Here is a 17,509-nt window from a genome sequence, read left to right as displayed (position 1 = left end):
GCTTTCAGGCACAGATTTTTTTATGGTTAATAGATTTTGTCATAACCTTCAGGTCGCGTTTTAAAACGGCGGTGAAACCACATCCATTGTGTTGGGGCGATTCTAAGCTGGGCTTCAATAATCTTGTTCACGCGAACAGCATCATCCATTTCATCCTCACTTGGCATATTTTCAACCATTGGCTCAATCAGCACTTTGTACTGAGGATTGCGGATATCACCATAACGGTAGAAATAAAGGGGAATGGCAACAGATTTGGAAATTTTTAACAGGCGACGATGTGCAGTCACCGTTGCGGCAGGAACACCAAAGAAAGGAGCCATCACCCCTTGCTTTAAACCAAAATCCTGATCGGGACTATACCAGATTGCACCGCCATCCTTGAGCCTGCGAATCAGGCCACGCATATCATCGTGGTCAATCTGGTGCTGGTAAATGGTGGCGCGGCAACGATAAATCAGCATATCCAGCATGGGATTGTTTTGTGGACGATAAACCACATCGGGCTCAAAGTATTGAGCACAGATATAACCGCCTGCATCCAGCAGGGTACTATGTGTGCCAAGCAATAAGATGCCTTTACCCTGTGCTTTGGCATGGGTAATGTGTTCCAGACCGTCAATGCTATGACGACCCTTAAACCATTTCGGACAGTACCAGGCATTCAGTGTCTCAAACACACCCAGCATCATATCCACAAACACCTGCTTCGCCTGTGCCTCAACCTCGGCTGGTGACCATTCAGGAAAACATAATTCCAGATTCCTAAGCGTGGTTTTACGGCGTGACTTGAGTAAATGCCAGCATAAGGCAGCCAGGCCATGTGCGAGCCGCCATTGAATTGCCCAAGGCAGGATTGCCAGTAGCATGAGAAAGCTGATGGCGATCCAGATTTTCCAGTATTTGGGTAATAGGAATTCCCATTGAAATTCGCCAGGTATATAAGACTGCTGTTGACTCATAAACTTAGAAATATGAATGACATTGAATTTTGCAGCAGTGTAGCATGAACTTGGTTTTGCAACTTTAAATATGGCTTTAAACCCAGACTGTTTTATATTAAGACATTGATGGGTGATCATCAGAACAGGAGCATATTTTGAAAACCATAAGAATTATCAAGGGTGATATTACCCAAGTTGCTGTAGATGCGATTGTTAATGCGGCAAACACCTCGCTTTTAGGTGGTGGTGGTGTGGATGGCGCAATTCATCGCAAAGGCGGGGCTGAAATTCTGGCGGAATGTCAAAAGATACGCGCCAAGCAAGGAGGCTGTGGGGTGGGAGAAGCTGTGGTTACCACTGCTGGAAATCTGCCTGCTCAATATGTCATTCATACCGTTGGGCCAACATGGCGCAAAGGTGAAAATAATGAAGCGATTTTGCTGGAAAATGCTTATCGCAACAGCTTTAAACTGGCTGAGAGCTTACAGTTAAAGACAGTTGCCTTTCCCAACATTTCAACTGGCGTGTATCGGTTTCCAAAACAGGCTGCGGCGCAGGTTGCCTTAAGAACGATATGTGAGGAACTAAACAAGGGGCAGTCAGTACAGGAGGTGATTTTTGTCTGTTTTGATGATGAGAACCTTAAAATCTATCAGGAAATTAAAGCTGATTTTTTATCGCAAGATATTGAGATAATTTAAATAGAAAGTGGGATGGCAATCATACCAATTAATTGATTAATTAAAGTGGTGCGATTGCCATCGTCATACAAAATGAATGAGTACCCTATTTAGAAATGGTACTTTTCTTTAATTCCCTTTAGACAGGTTCTCCAACGTATCCCAACGTTCCAGTTTTTCCAGCATGACTTCCTCAATTTCGGCTAAACGCTGGCTGGCTTTGGTGGCTGCTTCCGCATCTTTTACAAACCACGAACCATCAGCAAGTTTTGAAGAAAGTTCAGCCTGTTCCTTTTCCAGTTTTTCAATTTCAGCAGGAAGCTGTTCAAGCTCACGCTGATCTTTATAACTAAGTTTGACTTTTTTCGGTGTAGCCGCAGTCAATGCTGCTGCCTCTGCTTTGGCCTGAGCCTTTTTCACATCGCTTTTTTGATCAACCACTTTCTGGTCAGGACGTTGTTCCAGATAGTCTTGATAGCCACCGATGTATTCATCAATATTGCCTTTGCCATCAAAGACCCAGGTTGAGGTCACGACATTGTCCATAAAGGCACGGTCATGCGAGATCAGCAACAGGGTGCCTTTATACTCAGACAGCATTTCTTCCAGCAATTCAAGCGTTACCATATCCAGGTCGTTGGTCGGCTCATCCATCACGATCAGGTTTGACGGTTTGAGCAATAGTTTTGCCAATAGGATACGGTTGCGTTCCCCACCAGACAGTGCCTTTACAGGGGTACGGGCACGTTCTGGTGAAAATAAGAAGTCTTGCAAATAGCTATAGATATGACGGCGGTTACCATTGACATCAACAAAGTCAGAACCCTCTGAAACGTTTGCCATTACCGTTTTTTCAAGGTCCAGCGCATTGCGTAACTGGTCAAAATAGGCAATTTCGAGTTGTGTTCCAGTCTTGACTGAACCACCATGTTCGATTTCACCTAAAATGGCCTTGATCAAGGTGGTTTTACCCACGCCATTGTCACCAACGAGACCAATACGGTCTCCACGCAACACGATTGCGGAGAAGTCCTTAATCAGTGGCTGTTCATTATAGCTAACACGTAGATGTTCAATTTCAAACACCAGCTTGCCTGAGCGATTGGCTTCCTGAGTTGCCATGCTGACTTTGCCCTGTTGTGAACGACGTGCTTTTGATTCTTCACGTAACGCTTTTAGGGCGCGGACACGTCCCTCGTTACGGGTACGACGTGCCTTGATGCCTTGACGAATCCAGGCTTCTTCCTCAGCAAGCTTTTTGTCAAATAAGGCATTTTGTTTTTCCTCTGCCTCCATTTGCTGTGCTTTGAGGTCGAGGTAACGTGAATAATTGCCCTCATAACCACGCAAAACACCACGATCAAGCTCAACAATACGTGTTGCAATGCTGTCAACAAAGGAGCGGTCATGCGAGATAAATAGTAAAGTAAGATTATTCTGGTCGAGTAGGAATTTCTCCAGCCATTCGATGCTTTCAACATCCAGATGGTTGGTTGGTTCGTCCAGCAATAACACATCAGGCTGGGTCAGTAGTGCACGGGCAAGCAACACACGACGCTTACGTCCACCAGACAAGTCAGCCAGATCGGCGTTTGGATCAAGTCCCATTTTACCCAAAATGGTGTTGACCTTGTTTTCCAGTGCCCAGCCATCCAGTTGGTCAAGTTTGTGCTGGAGCATGCCCATACGGTCACAGGCTTCCATATCGCCCAGAACACAGGCATCGCTTGCCTCATGATATTCTTTTAATACGCTTGCTGCTTCGCCTGCGCCATCGGCAACAATGTCGGCCACCTTACCTGAATCCATTGGCACATCCTGGGCCAGCATGGAAACGGTTAAACCATTTTGAATCGAAACTTCACCTGTATCGGGTAATAGGCTTCCCTCAATCAGTTTTAATAAAGTAGACTTACCCTCGCCATTACGACCGATTAAACAGACTCGTTCGCCACGCTCCAGATTAAAGTTCGCGCCGTCGAGTAGGGCAGGTCCGCCAAATGCGAGATGGACATCCCTTAAAGTAATATAGGCCATAATGTTTCCTAAAAGCTCAGATGAGGTCTGAAATGACTAAACCAAAAAATTTTGATGATCACGCGTCATTTTCCGCACCCATTGAAGATTTGCAAGTGCGAATTGCATTTTTGGATGATTTAGTTGAGCAATTGAATCAACAGCTCGCCATTCAGACGCGGGAAATTGCTGATTTAAAAAAACAGATGCAGTTGTTGTACCAGCGTGTTGAGGCATCCGATTTGTCTGATGGAATAGCCCCTTTTGATCCCATGAGTAATAAACCGCCGCATTATTAATTGTTTTAAGGTTAGGTAATGACTTTATTACTGTTAAAAGCGCTCTGATATTATTGTTTGTGTGTTTACGGCATCAATACTCTTTTAAACTTTAAAATAATACCTTTAAATATAATGTTATCTATTTAAGTTTGAATCTTAACTGATTATGTTGAATATAGAATGTAAGGAAAACTTGCCTTTTTGATTCAACTTATGTAACGCTAATAAAAGGAAGTTTTAGGCGGCTTTATGAGTAATATTGGAATTTGGATCACGGTTGCGATTGTACTGTTTGTACTTGGCTCTATTTTTGGCTTACGTGTCAGTCCACGGGAAAAGGCGCTTGGCATGATGCGTGAGCAGGCCCGTAAGATGGGGCTGCATCCACGTTTGATTGTGGCACCAGAATGGACAAAAATTCCAATGGCATCGGAAAAACGTGCCAGCATGGTGGCTTATTATAGTGTACTGATTCCAGATGCGCGTTTGGCACTCATGCGGGCCAGAGTGGTGGATGGAAAGCTTCAGGTGGTGCAGGGTGATCAGAAATTTAATGATTTAACCATTGCATTAAAAGGAGTTTATGCTATTGATATGCAAGCGAACTGTGTCGGACTGTACTGGGATGAGGAAACTGACCTAAGAGCCACACAACTCGATGATATGAAAGCTTATTTACATGAATTGGCACAACGCTAATTCATTGATTGATTATAGGAAAAACGATTTATTATGGCGAATACTCCACGCTCTGCTTCAGAAAGCACAGCAGCTCCCACATCTGCTGCAAAAAAACGTGCCTTGGTGATTGTGGAGTCGCCTGCAAAAGCGAAAACCATTAATAAATATTTAGGTTCACAATTTGTTGTCAAGTCATCAGTGGGTCATGTACGTGACCTGCCTACAGGTGGTGGTGCAAAATCGACTGAAAAGAAGCCTGCAACCCGTACCAAGTTAACCGAAGAACAAAAAGCTGAAAAGGCTCAATCGGCACTGATCAACCGTATGGGTGTCGATCCAGAACATGATTGGATTGCACATTATGAGGTGTTGCCTGGCAAGGAACATGTGGTTGCTGAACTCAAGAAGCTTGCCAAGGATGCCGATGCCATCTATCTCGCAACGGACTTGGATAGGGAAGGAGAGGCGATTGCCTGGCATTTACGGGAAGTGATCGGTGGCGATGACAGCCGTTACCATCGTGTCGTGTTTAACGAGATCACCAAGAATGCCATTCAGGAAGCGTTTAAACAGCCAACACGTCTGGACTTGAACCGTGTCAATGCACAACAGGCACGTCGTTTCCTTGACCGCGTAGTGGGTTTTATGGTGTCGCCGTTGCTGTGGGAAAAAATTGCCCGTGGACTATCGGCAGGTCGTGTTCAATCGGTTGCGGTAAAACTGGTGGTGGAGCGTGAGCGTGAAATCCGTGCTTTTATCCCAGAAGAATATTGGCAAGTTTTTGCAGACACGCTATCAAAGAAAGATGACATTCGCCTTGAAGCGGTTAAGCAGGCAGGTAAGCCCCTTAAACTCAAGAATAAAGCAGAAACTGATGCTTTACTCAGCGTATTAAAAGATGCCGAATATAAGGTGGCACTGCGTGAGGATAAACCGACCAAGGTCAATCCAAGTGCGCCATATATCACCTCAACCTTACAACAGGCGGCTAGTACACGTTTAGGTTTTTCGGTGAAGAAAACCATGATGCTGGCGCAGCGTTTGTATGAGGGTGGTTTTATTACCTATATGCGTACTGACTCAACCTTTTTGAGTGATGACGCGGTGAATATGGTGCGTAACCATATCCAGCAAAATTTTGGTGAAAAATATATCCCAGCCAAACCAAACCGTTATGGTAACAAGGCGGGTGCGCAAGAGGCGCATGAAGCAATCCGTCCATCGGATGTTGGATTGACTGGGGATAAACTTGCGGGCGTGGAGCGTGATGCACAACGTCTGTATGACTTGATCTGGCGTCAGTTTGTTGCCTGTCAGATGACACCAGCAGAATATCTATCTTCAACTTTAACTGTTGAAGCGGCAAATGTTGAGTTAAAGGCAAAAGGCCGTACTTTGGTATTTGATGGCTTTACCCGCGTTCGTGGGGCCAATAAATCTGATGATGATATTTTATTGCCTGCGGTAAAAGTGGGCGAAGTGCTCAAGCTGGAAAAACTTGACCCAAGCCAGCATTTTACCAAGCCACCTGCGCGTTTTACCGAAGCCTCCTTGGTTAAAGAGCTGGAAAAACGCAGTATTGGTCGTCCATCAACCTACGCCGCGATTATTTCAACGATTCAGGAACGTGGTTATGTGAAACTTGAAAACCGTCGTCTCTTTGCAGAGAAGATGGGTGAGATTGTTACTGATCGTTTGGACGAAAGCTTTAATAACCTGATGAATTATGCATTTACCGCAGATTTGGAGGGGCAACTGGACCGTGTGGCGACAGGTGAGCGTAACTGGAAAGAATTGCTGGATACTTTCTATGGTGACTTTAAAAAGCGATTGACTAATGCGCAGGGCGATAGCGGTATGCGCCGTAATCAGCCTGTGGAAGTGGCAGATGTACCATGTCCTGAATGTTCGCGCCCAATGCAAATTCGTACAGGGACTACAGGTGTATTTTTGGGATGTTCTGGCTATAACCTGCCACCAAAAGAACGTTGTAAAGGGACACTCAACTTAACGCCTGTCGAGTCTTTGGCTGCATTGTCTGATGATGATGGTGCTGAAACAGCAGACCTGATGTCAAAACATCGCTGTCCTAAATGCGGTACTGCAATGGACAGCTATGTGGTGGATGGTGGTCGTAAACTGCATGTTTGTGGTAATAATCCAGACTGTGATGGCTACGAAGTTGAAGAAGGTGAATTCAAGATCAAGGGTTATGATGGTCCAACCATTCCATGTGATAAGTGTGATGGTGAAATGCAACTGAAAACAGGTCGCTTTGGTCCGTATTTCGCCTGCTCAAGCTGTGACAATACCCGTAAAGTATTGAAGAGTGGCCAGCCTGCACCACCGCGTGTTGACCCAATCAAAATGGAACACCTACGCTCAACCAAACACGATGATTTCTTTGTTTTGCGTGATGGCGCGGCTGGTTTATTCCTTGCAGCAAGTAAATTCCCGAAAATTCGTGAGACTCGCGCACCGAAAGTGGCTGAACTGCGTAGTGTTGCTGATCAGCTTGATGAGAAGTATCAGTTTTTACTGGAAGCACCAGATGTTGATCCTGAGGGTAATCCAGCAGTGGTGAAATTCAGCCGTAAGAATCAGGCACAATATGTTGGGTCTGAAACTGCTGAGGGCAAGCAGACCAAGTGGAGTCTGGTTTTCCAAAATGGAAAATGGGTTGAGGGTTAAGTCATTTTTGACCCAGAGTTAAATAAATGGATTCAAAACCTAAAAAGCTTGCAGTACTTATAGATGCTGATAATTCCTCTGTGAATTCAATAGAATCAGTTTTAGAAGAAGTCGCTAAATATGGTATTGCGAGTGTCAAAAGAGTCTATGGAGATTGGAGTAGTGATACTCTAAAAAAATGGCGTGATGTTTTGTTACCTCATGCTATTACACCTGTACAGCAATTTGCCTATACGACTGGTAAAGATGCAACAGATATGATCCTCATTATTGATGCAATGGATTTACTCTATGGTGGTGCATTAGATGGGTTCTGTATCGTTTCAAGTGATAGTGATTTCACACCACTTGCCTCGAGGATTCGTGAAAGTGGACTCATGGTTTATGGTTTTGGCCGAAAGCAGACACCAGAATCTTTTAGAAAAGCATGTGATAAATTTATTTTTGTCGAGAATCTTTCTGTTGAAGAAAGTAAACAGGACAAAGTAAAGAAAAATGATGAGAAAGAAAGCAAAATAGAATCATCAATTTTAGAATTGGATAAATATACGCTTAATCTAATTTATAAAGCTGTGAAAGATAATGCCGATGATAGTGGCTGGGCTTATTTGGGAGCAGTTGGAACCTATATCACGACTGTGAAGCCTGATTTTGATACTCGAAATTACCAGCATGATAAATTATCTAGTTTGATAAAAGCTCTAGACTTATTTGAAATAAAAATGAAAGGGAGCCAGATGTATCTAAGAAAGCGTAGTTTTAGTACTTTTGTTAAATTTGTACAAAAAGCAATAAATCAGCATAGCGATAAGAATGGTTGGGCAAGTATTCAAAGTGTTGTTGAGTTCTTGAAAAAGTCAGATTTTAATATTAGAGATTATGAAGAAGCCATTAAATCTATTCACAGCGGTTGGCTTGAATTTTCAGAAAATGGTGAGATGGCTAAAATTGCTAAATTGATGCCATAAGTATCTAGAATATTGGCTGTTTTTTTAATATTTTAAAAAATTATGCCTCAAATGGATTAAACAACTTCACTCCGAATGACTGAAAATCTTTAGTATTTCGGGTAATCAAGGTGAGATTATGCTGTAAGGCTGTTGCCCCAATCATGGAATCTGTTAATGAGGCAGGATTAGGCACATGCAATTGGGCTGTTTTTAGTGCAATGGTCATATTAAGCTCTAAAACACGGTCTTTAAATTCAGACTGGATTTTCTGCTCAAACCATGTCCTTAATAAATGTCCTTGTATAGGATCAATATGTTCTTTTCTTAGAATGCCCTGTTCAATCTCAAAAATGGTGATCACTGAAAGATAACAAAGGCTGAGATCAGTCGTTTCAAACCAGTGTTTAAACGCGTTTGGACAATGTGGATGATGAATTTTACGAATTTGACTGAGAATATTGGTATCGAGTAAATACATTAAAGTTCAACCTGACGGTCTGTTAGTACAGCGCGTTCAAACTCAAAATCATCATCAATTTGTGTTAAGTCCTCAATGCACATCCCTAGGCGTTCCGCATTAGATTGAGTTTTTTTAAGCAATAATTCATATTGTTGATAAGATAATAAAACGTGAGAGGGTGTCCCTCGATCTGTAATAAAAACAGGCTCATGTCGACTCATCGATTTAGCTTTACTGACATTATGATTAAAATCACGACTCGTTAGTATTGTCATTATCTTCTCCTAAGTAATGTAGGATAGTGGCTACATTGTATAAATTAAAATCAAAATAAGCAACGTTTATGAGCGATTGCTTGGTGGGAAATTGATTCATGTGGAAAAAGATCAGGGTTGCATGTTTACTGGCTGTGCTGTTAATTGTGGCAGTCAATGCTTACCGTGACCAAAATCAGGACTGGAATCAGCCGATTAATATTCTTTTGCATCCGATTAATGCAGATGGCTTAGCTTCTACCCAAAAATATATCCAGCAATTGCAGTTGGATGATTTCTATGAGGTAAAACATTATCTGGAAGAAAATAGCCAGCAATATCGAGGTCAGAGTAGCTATTTTATGGTTCAGTTAGGGCGTGAACTCTATCAAGTACCTCCTAAAATGTCAGAACAGCCAAGTATATTCAATAATATTTTATGGAGTTTAAAATTTCGATTTTACGCATGGAAACAACATCAGACTGTGGATGGTTCACCAAGTTTAACCCTATATTTAAATTATTATGATCCAAAACAGGTCAAACAGCTAAAACATTCTACTGCTTTGGAACGTGGGCGGATTGCCTCTGTGAACTTGTTTGCTTCACAAAAACAGGCACAGCAGAACAATGTGGTGCTTGTACATGAGTTACTCCATGGCTTTGGCGCAACTGATAAGTATAATTTAAATACGGGTGAACCTATCTTCCCAATCGGTTATGCACAGGCGGATAAGCAGCCTTTGTATCCACAAACTGAGGCGGAAATCATGGGGGGGAGTATCCCTCTTTCACAGCATAAAAGTAAAATGCCAAATGACCTGGAACAAACCGTGATCAGTGTGCTGACTGCCCAGGAAATTGGCTGGATCAAGTAAATTGTGGATAAGTTTTGACTTATCCATATCTTGTAAAACAACAAGTTCAATAAAAAACTATGGAATAAAACACAGGTTTTTCAACATTTTGTCATGAATTATCAACATGCCTTATACAGAATTAGGTCTACAACACGCTCAATATATACATAGCACATTGATGATAAAAGAGTAAATCATGATGAAAACGGTGGGTAATGATCTGGTTCGCAATCAGCTACACGCTGATCGTAAATGGTATCTGTTATTGGGTGTCTTGTTGGTTGTTTTCGGTTTGGTTCTTTTAGCCGCTCTACCATTTGCAACATTGTCCGCTGTACTGCTGTTCGGTGTATTGATGATGTTGGGCGGTATCCTGCATTTTGTTGCGGCATTTACGGTGTTTAAGGGCGGTACACGCTGGTTGTGGGCGTTGTTTGGTGTGCTGTACTTGGTAGCGGGTTACTTTGCCTTTACCACACCTGTGATAACGGCTGTTGTGTTGACCAGCTTTTTGGCAGTTGCCTTAATTATTGCGGGGATTATCCGTAGCGTAAACGCATTTATCCTGAGACCGATTTCAGGCTGGGGATGGGTGCTCTTCTCAGGCATACTCACCCTGTTAACAGGTATCCTGATTTTATCATCACCTGATTCACCATTCTGGGTATTGGGAATGTTCCTTGCGATTGATATTTTATTTCAGGGAATTAACTATCTGAGTTTTGCAGGGGCGATTAAGCAATTACCCCATAGTTCAACCACAGTTTAATGGTTCAATTTAAAAGTAAGGGCATGTGTCACACATGCTCTTTTTGTTTTGTAGCAGAAAATATCTCTCCTGCTTTAGTCTGTTAAAATAGCACTTCGTTTTTAATTGACTGCTTTTATGACGCTTGCCAAGCTAATTGATGAACTGAATCCACAACAAAAACGGGCTGCCACCACGACTGCACAAAACTGTCTGGTGCTGGCAGGGGCAGGTTGTGGCAAGACCAAAACCATTGTGGCAAGGGCAGCGTATTTAATTGACCAAGGTTTGCCAGCACAACAGATTCAGATTTTGACCTTTACCCGTCGTGCTGCAAGTGAAATTGTGACCCGAGTTGAACAGCATATGGGCGCACAGGCCAAGGGTTTACGCGCTTCCACTTTCCATACTTTTTGTATGTACCTGCTGCGCCGTAATCCAAAAGCATTTGGTCTGACCCAGTTCAGCATTATTGACCGAGATGATCAGTTGCTGATGTTTCGTCTATTGCGTGGCAAGGATAAGGGCAATGTGTTGCCGAAAGCAGCCGAGCTGTGTGACCTATATTCCTATGCCCGTAATACCAAGACCAAACTATCAGAGGCCTTGGTTGAACAGTTACCCCAAGCCATCGAATATAAAACACAAATTGCTGAATTGATGAAAGCCTACGAACAGCGTAAGCAAGAACGTAATTTTCTGGATTATGATGATATTCTGGCGATTGTGGCAGTACATTTACAGAATTCACCTGAGTTGGTGAATTGGGTCACAGGCTTCTGTTCGGCACTGTTAGTCGATGAAATGCAGGATACCAACCCACTGCAATGGGCCTTACTACAACCTTTGATTGGTAAAGTGAAACTGTTTTGTGTTGGGGATGATGCGCAGTCCATTTACGGCTTCCGTGGCGCTGACTTTGAAAATATTCATCACTTTAAAGAGCGTGTACCCGATGCTGAAGTGCTGACGCTGGAAATGAATTATCGTTCCACACAAGGCATTCTGGATTTATCCAACTGGTTGTTGGGACAAAGTCCGATTGAGTATGGCAAACATTTACAGGCCTATCGTGGTCAAGGTTTAAAACCACAACTGCATATCTTGAGTAATGAGTTTGAGGAAGCCAACTGGATTATTCAGGATTTAAATCAGCGACATAGTCAAGGTGCTGCTTGGGCTGAACATATGGTGTTATTACGTTCAGGATTTAGCGGTCGTTATCTTGAGGGAGCGTTAATTGCGGCGAATATTCCATATCGTTTTATTGGTGGAGTGAAGTTGCTTGAATCAGCGCATGTCAAAGACGTGTTGAGCTTGCTTCGTGTCAGTGTCAATCCACAGGATGATCTGGCCTGGATGCGTTTCCTGACGCTCTGGGATGGGGTGGGTGATGTCGGTGCCAGTAAATTGGCGCAGGAACTCATTCAACTGCCTGATATAGAGGCACGTTGTCAGCGCTTGGAACGACATGGCAAAGTACCACAACAAGCAATTTTAATCTTGATGCAACTGGATGTATTGCAACAGCATGTCGAAGCCTGTATTGGTTTGGCACTGGATGCCTTGAATGAACAACTGGAAAATAATTATAAAACTAAAGATTGGTCGCGTCGTGTCAAGGACTTTGACTTGGTCAAGCAACTGGCACGTAAACACAGTTCGCTTGGAGAATTCCTCGAGGAATATGTACTTGATCCGATTTCTGTTTCAGAAATTGATAAAACTCCAGATCAGGACCTGGTCACATTGATTACCATCCATTCAGCCAAAGGGGCTGAACAAAAAGTCTGTTATGTGCCGCATGTCTCACCCACACAATATCCACATGCACGGGCGCAGGGTGACTTTGATGATGTGGAGGAGGAACGTCGAGTGCTTTATGTTGCCTTAACCCGTGCGGAGAATGAGCTGATTTTGACCAAACAGAATTTAAATTTATGGTCACATGATCAGTATGATGAGCTGGGTAGAAAAATAGAAAGCTATTTCCTTAATGATTTACCTCAGGATTTGGTCGATATTCGGATTCATCGTGATATTCCATGTGCCTATGCTCAAACCAGTCGCTCCCGTTCAACTGCAATCAATTTAGGTTTTGGGATTGATTTGGATTAAACTAGCAAGATTCATTTTTTGATTCGCCTATTTAAGCGTGAATCATCTTTTAGGTTTTAACATGAAAATTTTAGTTCGTAATTTAGACCGTGGCGTGACCGATGCAGAAGTGCTCGACCTATTCAAAGCCTATGGCGCAGTTGAATCCTGTGTGGTGGTCAAGGATGCTGCAACAGGTAAATCGAAAGGCTTTGGTTTTGTGGAAATGCCAAATCCACGTGAAGCGGTTAAAGCAGTTAAAGGCTTAAATACCTTGAAAGTGAAAGGTTCTGGTATCCGTGTGAAAATAGCGGAAGACAAAGCCTAAATCCAGATGTTAAAGCAATATACCGCTTTATCCATTGTCACACCGAATGGTGGGCGGATTGTACAAGGGCTAAAGACCCTGGAGGTTCGCTCATGGCAACCTGAAAGCTTTCCATTAAAAAACCTGGTTATTGTTGAGAATCAAAACTTCCTTTTGAATGATGGTGATGAGGAAGCGGGATTGGCAGTGGCGCTGGTTGACGAATCAGTGCATCCGTGGCAGCCAGACGAAATGGAGGCTGCCTGCGCCTCCTATTGGGCTGAGGGATATTTTGCCTGGGTGATCAGTAATGTACGGCCTTTTGCTGAACCGATTGAGGTCATGGCTAAACGAAAGCTATATAAAATTGAAGTATAAATAACAAGGTATAAAAATATGTACAAACTTTTGATGGGTTTATTATTTTTCTTCATTTTACAAAATAGTTTTGCAATGCCTGACTATCGGGCAGAAATGAGAAAAAAACTACAAGACCAAAAGGTATCACAATTTAATTTTGAAGATGCTTCAGTGTCAACTGTGACCCATTTGATTAGGCATGAGTTTGCTATCAATTTTAGTTTTGATGCAAATGTAGACCAAAACAAGACAGCCCCTATTCGCCTAAAAAATTCTAATTTTTTACAGTTTTTAGAAGTAGGACTAAATAAGCTGGATATGAGCTATCAGGTAATAAGCCCGAATCGTATTAGAATTATGGCTAAAGCACAGCAGCTAAAACCCTCTCTTAATTCTCCTCCACAACTTTGGTCAGACCATAAACAATTAAACCTGTCAGTGGGAGCATGTGCGGATAAGGGATATAAGGTATTACAGAAGCTTGGTTTTTCAAAAATTGTGCAAAATCAATTTAATGTTTATGGTAATTTTCAGAATAACCGTGCTGCGGTGAAATGTGTAGATCAAAATCAGCAGTCTTTTGTATATGCCATGGTGGCAGGGGAAGATGTAAAACAGGTTGAAAAGCTCCGTAATGCGATTATGAAAGAACTATAATCTGAATAAATTTGCATATTCAAAGAGAACAATTACTTCTACAATACATTAAGGTCTGTTAAATGAAATAGACCCAAGTAAATGCTTGACTGAAAGGAATGTGTTATGTCCCGTGTTGCCCGTTACCATGCTGATCGCACCAATCAAAAACTGTATTTTGCCCGACTCGCATGTCAACAAGCTGAGCAAACTGAACATATCCAACAGGCACAGGCCTATCGTGAAGCTGCGGTTTTCCATTTGCATGGCGCGATTCTAGCTTTTTTGCAGGAACTGGTGCGTTACTACCGCTTAAATGATTTACAGCCGACCTTTAAATCCATTGAGGAACACATGGCGGACAAGGGGCAGGTGTCGCCAGAAGTGCTGGTGTTGCAGCAACTGGCGAAAGATGGTTTTATTGCCGAATTAAAACGTGCTTACCGCATGTGTCAATACGCACCAGAACCCACTGCGCCAGAACCTGAAAATGAGACCTCCTCAAACCTGATTATCAAGGTTACCCAAAGCCCACAGGCATGGCTGCCAGATGCCAAGATTCTGCGGGAGTGGCATCGTGAGTTAAGCCATTTAATTGATGGTTTTCGTAACGAGATGGTTGAGTTCTAGCCTGAATTGATCTTAGACTTGAAATCTGTGCAAACAGGACTTATATAGATAAGACGTGAGATCGCAAAGTGCAAGGGTACTTTGCCACCATGTTGAAGCATGGAGAAAATATATGTCAATGCAACAGTTAAAAGAGTTATTCGGTAATCAGGAAGCGATACTGGAATTGGTTCAACTTGAAGGTGGCGAACTTGCTTTGCGTAATGCTGGTTCTGAACAGGAGCCCTTGGTGAAGATACAGTTTAGTGATGAAGTTAAGGCAATTTTAGGTGAACAGACACCAATGGTTGCACAGCATATGATTCAGGCGGCCCTGTTTGGCCTGCTGGAAAAGCAGATGAATCAGGTGCAGGCTGAGATTGTGGATGAGCAACCCACCCATTTCAGCTAATGCTGAAAGTTAAAAAAGCGTACTTTGGGTACGCTTTTTTATTGCCCTGAAAATGTTTAATGTGCAGGGGATTGGTGTGCGAGTTCAATCTGGTTCAAAATATGATGACTCATATTCTTCGCCATTTCTTCCTTGGCATAGAATACTTCACCCAAGTGCTCCTCCCGAATCACCGCAGCCTCTTCCTTGCTCTCAGCACAGACCAGTACCTGAATTTCAGGGTTAAGCTGTTTGGAAATATCAACAATACGGTGAATATCCAGAATATCCATTGGGGAAATGACCAGCAGGCGTGCATGTTGGATATGGGCCTGAATCAGCACATTGGGTTCAGTTGCCTCACCGCTGACCGCGGCAATGCCTTGAGAACGCAGTTTTTCCACAATCTCACGGTTTTCCTCAGCAATCACCACCTTGATGTTTTGCTGTATCAGGTTTTCACTGATACGGCGACCTACGCCACCATAGCCAATAATCACCACCTGATCGCGTAAATAGGCCTGATCCACCTCATCTGGAAGCATAGCCAGTGGGTCACCACTACGTTCCAACAAACGTGCCAAATGCGAGCGCTCACGAATCCAGCGTTGTACAGGTTCAATGGCAGAAAACACAAATGAGTTGAGGGTAATTGAGAACAGTGCACCTGCCAGAATCAGGTTCTGTGCATCAGGAGTGAGTAAACCCAGTGATAGCCCAAGTGTCGCAAGGATAAACGAAAACTCACCGATTTGCGCCAAACTGGCACCGACTGTTAAAGCGGTATTGATCGGATAGCGGAAGAATAAAACCAATGCCATCGCGGCCAAAGTTTTACCCACCATAATAATGGCGATGACCGCCAGAATACGCAAAGGCTCTTCAATCAGGATACTTGGATCGAACAGCATTCCGACTGAGACAAAGAATAAAATTGAGAAGATTTCACGTAATGGTAGGGTTTCCTCTTCTGCACGATGGCTAAAGTCGGACTCTTTCACCACCATACCCGCGAAGAAAGCGCCAAGTGCCATTGAAACACCAAAAACAGCATAGGAACCGTAGGCAATCGAAACCGCCGCTGCAACTACAGTTAAGGTAAATAATTCGCGTGAACCTAAACGAGCGACAAACTGCATTATCATTGGCACAAGGCGTTTGCCAATAATCAGCATAAATGCAATAAAGCCTGTGACTTTGAGTAGGGTAATGCCAATCGTCAGCCAGATACTTTGTGAGGTGTCTGTACCAGGCAAGGCGTGTCCGCCCAGTAACACGGCGGTTGCAGGTAAAAGAACCAGCGCGAGAACCATGACAAGGTCTTCAACCAACAGCCAGCCCACTGCAATTTTTCCATTAACCGAGTCGAGTAGCCCACGATCACCCAGTGCCTTGAGCAAGACCACGGTACTGGCACAGGATAGGCTTAAACCAAAGATGAGCGCTGAACCAAAGCTCCAGCCCCATAACATGGAAACACCGATACCAAGCAAGGTGGCAACCGCAATTTGCAGAATCGCGCCAGGTAGGGCAATACGGCGGACCTGAAGTAAATCATTGAGGGAAAAATGCATGCCCACGCCAAACATCAGGAACATCACTCCAAGTTCGGCAAGCTGGTTGGCGAGCTGAATATCACCCACCACACCAGGCGTATTTGGACTAATAATAATGCCTGCAACTAAATAACCGATTAAGGGAGGTAGGCGTAGACGTGCTGCGATATAGCCAAAAATAAGGGCCATACCAAAACCGACAGCAAGTAATATAATCAAATCAACATCATGTGGCATTGTAGTTCCTTAATCGTTGCGGTTAAGGTAGAAATAAATGAGCATAAAACATGCCAAGAAAACAGCGAATAAATTGTAACAAGTAAAATCGAATTTGTTGATGACAATTTTTTTAATGATCAAAAAAAATCATGTAACTCATTTCTTACTATTAATAGCATTTTTTAGGCAATAAAAAAACGGCTTCAAGAGAAGCCGTTTTTTTAAGGAACTAAAATTATTTAATTTTAGCTTCTTTGAAAATCACGTGTTGACGGATTTTTGGATCAAATTTTTTGATTTCCATTTTTTCCGGCATAGTACGTTTATTTTTAGTTGTGGTATAGAAATAACCAGTACCAGCTGTAGAAACGAGACGAATCTTATCACGCATTGCTCAGACTCCTTAGATCTTTTGACCTTGAGCACGGAGATCAGCAACAACTTTCTCGATACCCAATTTATCAATAATACGCATACCTTTAGTGGTTAAGCGAAGACGTACAAAACGTTTTTCGCTTTCTAACCAAAAGCGGTGGTGGTGCAGGTTCGGCTCGAACCGGCGTTTGGTTTTGTTGTTTGCGTGCGATACGTTGTTACCAACGATTGGACGCTTGCCGGTAACTTGGCAAACCTTAGACATGGTGAACTCCATTGCTAGTTTATACAGCACTGTTTCGTGCAACTAGCCATTCAAGTAAACGGATGAAATCATTCAAGGGGCGTTTTATACCAAAAATACGATTAAAAGACAAGCGAATTTGGTAAAAAC

At 42.9% G+C, this 17,509-nt stretch carries 20 protein-coding genes; 13 read left to right on the top strand and 7 right to left on the bottom strand.

From position 1 onward, the window contains the following. Nucleotides 1-26: 26 nt before the first annotated feature. Nucleotides 27-962, bottom strand: coding sequence for an LpxL/LpxP family acyltransferase (locus QTA56_RS11790; RefSeq protein WP_267981138.1), 936 nt, complete (start codon nucleotides 960-962; stop codon nucleotides 27-29). Between the two features lie 137 nt (nucleotides 963-1,099). On the opposite strand from QTA56_RS11790, the gene QTA56_RS11785 reads away from it, so the two are divergent. Beyond that, nucleotides 1,100-1,645 (top strand): O-acetyl-ADP-ribose deacetylase, encoded by a 546-nt coding sequence (locus tag QTA56_RS11785; RefSeq protein WP_267981137.1) that lies wholly within the window; start codon nucleotides 1,100-1,102, stop codon nucleotides 1,643-1,645. Between the two features lie 108 nt (nucleotides 1,646-1,753). Here the strand turns inward: QTA56_RS11785 and QTA56_RS11780 are convergent, their stop codons facing one another. After that, a complete protein-coding gene (locus QTA56_RS11780) occupies nucleotides 1,754-3,661 on the bottom strand; it encodes an ATP-binding cassette domain-containing protein (RefSeq protein WP_267981136.1) in 1,908 nt (635 codons plus the stop codon). A gap of 32 nt (nucleotides 3,662-3,693) precedes the next feature. On the opposite strand from QTA56_RS11780, the gene QTA56_RS11775 reads away from it, so the two are divergent. The 4 genes from QTA56_RS11775 (at nucleotide 3,694) to QTA56_RS11760 (ending at nucleotide 8,261) form a co-directional block, all read left to right on the top strand. Next, complete coding sequence (locus QTA56_RS11775) at nucleotides 3,694-3,939, top strand: SlyX family protein (RefSeq protein WP_267981135.1); 246 nt, start codon at nucleotides 3,694-3,696, stop codon at nucleotides 3,937-3,939. Nucleotides 3,940-4,170: 231 nt separating this feature from the next. Next, nucleotides 4,171-4,620 carry an ammonium transporter gene (locus tag QTA56_RS11770; RefSeq protein ID WP_267981134.1) on the top strand — a complete coding sequence of 150 codons (450 nt, stop codon included), beginning with the start codon at nucleotides 4,171-4,173 and terminating at the stop codon, nucleotides 4,618-4,620. Between the two features lie 33 nt (nucleotides 4,621-4,653). Continuing rightward, nucleotides 4,654-7,293, top strand: coding sequence for a type I DNA topoisomerase (topA, locus tag QTA56_RS11765; RefSeq protein ID WP_267981133.1), 2,640 nt, complete (start codon nucleotides 4,654-4,656; stop codon nucleotides 7,291-7,293). 26 nt (nucleotides 7,294-7,319) lie between these two features. Continuing rightward, nucleotides 7,320-8,261 carry an NYN domain-containing protein gene (locus QTA56_RS11760; RefSeq protein ID WP_267981132.1) on the top strand — a complete coding sequence of 314 codons (942 nt, stop codon included), beginning with the start codon at nucleotides 7,320-7,322 and terminating at the stop codon, nucleotides 8,259-8,261. A 40-nt stretch (nucleotides 8,262-8,301) separates the two neighbouring features. Here the strand turns inward: QTA56_RS11760 and QTA56_RS11755 are convergent, their stop codons facing one another. Both QTA56_RS11755 and QTA56_RS11750 read right to left on the bottom strand, forming a co-directional pair. After that, nucleotides 8,302-8,721, bottom strand: a complete 420-nt coding sequence (locus QTA56_RS11755) for a type II toxin-antitoxin system VapC family toxin (RefSeq protein ID WP_267981131.1) — start codon at nucleotides 8,719-8,721, stop codon at nucleotides 8,302-8,304. Continuing rightward, on the bottom strand, nucleotides 8,721-8,978 hold the full coding sequence (locus QTA56_RS11750; RefSeq protein ID WP_267981130.1) for a type II toxin-antitoxin system Phd/YefM family antitoxin: 258 nt from the start codon (nucleotides 8,976-8,978) through the stop codon (nucleotides 8,721-8,723). The genes QTA56_RS11755 and QTA56_RS11750 overlap by 1 nt, the downstream gene beginning before the upstream one ends. A gap of 98 nt (nucleotides 8,979-9,076) precedes the next feature. Here QTA56_RS11750 and QTA56_RS11745 point away from each other — a divergent pair, with 98 nt between their 5' ends. The 8 genes from QTA56_RS11745 (at nucleotide 9,077) to QTA56_RS11710 (ending at nucleotide 14,986) form a co-directional block, all read left to right on the top strand. Next, nucleotides 9,077-9,835, top strand: coding sequence for a hypothetical protein (locus QTA56_RS11745; RefSeq protein WP_267981129.1), 759 nt, complete (start codon nucleotides 9,077-9,079; stop codon nucleotides 9,833-9,835). 178 nt (nucleotides 9,836-10,013) lie between these two features. Further along, nucleotides 10,014-10,586 (top strand): HdeD family acid-resistance protein, encoded by a 573-nt coding sequence (locus tag QTA56_RS11740; protein WP_267981128.1) that lies wholly within the window; start codon nucleotides 10,014-10,016, stop codon nucleotides 10,584-10,586. A 117-nt stretch (nucleotides 10,587-10,703) separates the two neighbouring features. After that, nucleotides 10,704-12,683 (top strand): ATP-dependent helicase, encoded by a 1,980-nt coding sequence (locus QTA56_RS11735; protein ID WP_267981127.1) that lies wholly within the window; start codon nucleotides 10,704-10,706, stop codon nucleotides 12,681-12,683. Between the two features lie 61 nt (nucleotides 12,684-12,744). Beyond that, nucleotides 12,745-12,990 (top strand): RNA recognition motif domain-containing protein, encoded by a 246-nt coding sequence (locus QTA56_RS11730; RefSeq protein ID WP_267981126.1) that lies wholly within the window; start codon nucleotides 12,745-12,747, stop codon nucleotides 12,988-12,990. A 6-nt stretch (nucleotides 12,991-12,996) separates the two neighbouring features. Next, on the top strand, nucleotides 12,997-13,347 hold the full coding sequence (locus QTA56_RS11725; protein ID WP_267981125.1) for an ASCH domain-containing protein: 351 nt from the start codon (nucleotides 12,997-12,999) through the stop codon (nucleotides 13,345-13,347). Between the two features lie 18 nt (nucleotides 13,348-13,365). Beyond that, entirely contained in the window at nucleotides 13,366-13,986 is a 621-nt protein-coding gene (locus tag QTA56_RS11720; protein WP_267981124.1) for a hypothetical protein, read from the top strand. Between the two features lie 105 nt (nucleotides 13,987-14,091). Continuing rightward, nucleotides 14,092-14,595 (top strand): DUF6586 family protein, encoded by a 504-nt coding sequence (locus QTA56_RS11715; protein ID WP_004674592.1) that lies wholly within the window; start codon nucleotides 14,092-14,094, stop codon nucleotides 14,593-14,595. A 112-nt stretch (nucleotides 14,596-14,707) separates the two neighbouring features. Further along, nucleotides 14,708-14,986: a hypothetical protein gene (locus tag QTA56_RS11710; protein ID WP_267981123.1), complete on the top strand. Its 279-nt coding sequence runs from the start codon at nucleotides 14,708-14,710 to the stop codon at nucleotides 14,984-14,986. Between the two features lie 56 nt (nucleotides 14,987-15,042). Here QTA56_RS11710 and QTA56_RS11705 read toward each other — a convergent pair whose 3' ends face one another. From QTA56_RS11705 to rpmB, 3 genes are all read right to left on the bottom strand, one after another. Next, nucleotides 15,043-16,758, bottom strand: a complete 1,716-nt coding sequence (locus QTA56_RS11705) for a cation:proton antiporter (protein WP_267981122.1) — start codon at nucleotides 16,756-16,758, stop codon at nucleotides 15,043-15,045. A gap of 217 nt (nucleotides 16,759-16,975) precedes the next feature. Beyond that, nucleotides 16,976-17,131, bottom strand: coding sequence for a 50S ribosomal protein L33 (gene rpmG, locus QTA56_RS11700; protein WP_003654787.1), 156 nt, complete (start codon nucleotides 17,129-17,131; stop codon nucleotides 16,976-16,978). A 12-nt stretch (nucleotides 17,132-17,143) separates the two neighbouring features. Next, the gene (gene rpmB / locus QTA56_RS11695; protein ID WP_004649871.1) at nucleotides 17,144-17,380 is read right to left on the bottom strand and encodes a 50S ribosomal protein L28; all 237 of its coding nucleotides are present in this window, start codon (nucleotides 17,378-17,380) and stop codon (nucleotides 17,144-17,146) included. Nucleotides 17,381-17,509: the final 129 nt, after the last annotated feature.

It is taken from the genome of Acinetobacter thutiue (assembly GCF_030385805.1).
In the GTDB taxonomy this organism is placed as follows: Bacteria; Pseudomonadota; Gammaproteobacteria; order Pseudomonadales; family Moraxellaceae; genus Acinetobacter; species Acinetobacter corruptisaponis.
This window is presented reverse-complemented; position numbering and strand designations above follow the sequence as displayed.

What these genes read in the sequence shown, in the direction of transcription:
- QTA56_RS11790 (WP_267981138.1), bottom strand. Translation starts at nt 962, where the DNA reads ATGAGTCAACAGCAGTCTTATATACCTGGCGAATTTCAATGGGAATTC.
- QTA56_RS11780 (WP_267981136.1), bottom strand. Translation starts at nt 3,661, where the DNA reads ATGGCCTATATTACTTTAAGGGATGTCCATCTCGCATTTGGCGGACCT.
- QTA56_RS11775 (WP_267981135.1), top strand. Translation starts at nt 3,694, where the DNA reads ATGACTAAACCAAAAAATTTTGATGATCACGCGTCATTTTCCGCACCC.
- QTA56_RS11770 (WP_267981134.1), top strand. Translation starts at nt 4,171, where the DNA reads ATGAGTAATATTGGAATTTGGATCACGGTTGCGATTGTACTGTTTGTA.
- topA (WP_267981133.1), top strand. Translation starts at nt 4,654, where the DNA reads ATGGCGAATACTCCACGCTCTGCTTCAGAAAGCACAGCAGCTCCCACA.
- QTA56_RS11760 (WP_267981132.1), top strand. Translation starts at nt 7,320, where the DNA reads ATGGATTCAAAACCTAAAAAGCTTGCAGTACTTATAGATGCTGATAAT.
- QTA56_RS11755 (WP_267981131.1), bottom strand. Translation starts at nt 8,721, where the DNA reads ATGTATTTACTCGATACCAATATTCTCAGTCAAATTCGTAAAATTCAT.
- QTA56_RS11750 (WP_267981130.1), bottom strand. Translation starts at nt 8,978, where the DNA reads ATGACAATACTAACGAGTCGTGATTTTAATCATAATGTCAGTAAAGCT.
- QTA56_RS11745 (WP_267981129.1), top strand. Translation starts at nt 9,077, where the DNA reads ATGTGGAAAAAGATCAGGGTTGCATGTTTACTGGCTGTGCTGTTAATT.
- QTA56_RS11740 (WP_267981128.1), top strand. Translation starts at nt 10,014, where the DNA reads ATGATGAAAACGGTGGGTAATGATCTGGTTCGCAATCAGCTACACGCT.
- QTA56_RS11735 (WP_267981127.1), top strand. Translation starts at nt 10,704, where the DNA reads ATGACGCTTGCCAAGCTAATTGATGAACTGAATCCACAACAAAAACGG.
- QTA56_RS11730 (WP_267981126.1), top strand. Translation starts at nt 12,745, where the DNA reads ATGAAAATTTTAGTTCGTAATTTAGACCGTGGCGTGACCGATGCAGAA.
- QTA56_RS11725 (WP_267981125.1), top strand. Translation starts at nt 12,997, where the DNA reads ATGTTAAAGCAATATACCGCTTTATCCATTGTCACACCGAATGGTGGG.
- QTA56_RS11720 (WP_267981124.1), top strand. Translation starts at nt 13,366, where the DNA reads ATGTACAAACTTTTGATGGGTTTATTATTTTTCTTCATTTTACAAAAT.
- QTA56_RS11715 (WP_004674592.1), top strand. Translation starts at nt 14,092, where the DNA reads ATGTCCCGTGTTGCCCGTTACCATGCTGATCGCACCAATCAAAAACTG.
- QTA56_RS11710 (WP_267981123.1), top strand. Translation starts at nt 14,708, where the DNA reads ATGTCAATGCAACAGTTAAAAGAGTTATTCGGTAATCAGGAAGCGATA.
- QTA56_RS11705 (WP_267981122.1), bottom strand. Translation starts at nt 16,758, where the DNA reads ATGCCACATGATGTTGATTTGATTATATTACTTGCTGTCGGTTTTGGT.
- rpmG (WP_003654787.1), bottom strand. Translation starts at nt 17,131, where the DNA reads ATGCGTGATAAGATTCGTCTCGTTTCTACAGCTGGTACTGGTTATTTC.
- rpmB (WP_004649871.1), bottom strand. Translation starts at nt 17,380, where the DNA reads ATGTCTAAGGTTTGCCAAGTTACCGGCAAGCGTCCAATCGTTGGTAAC.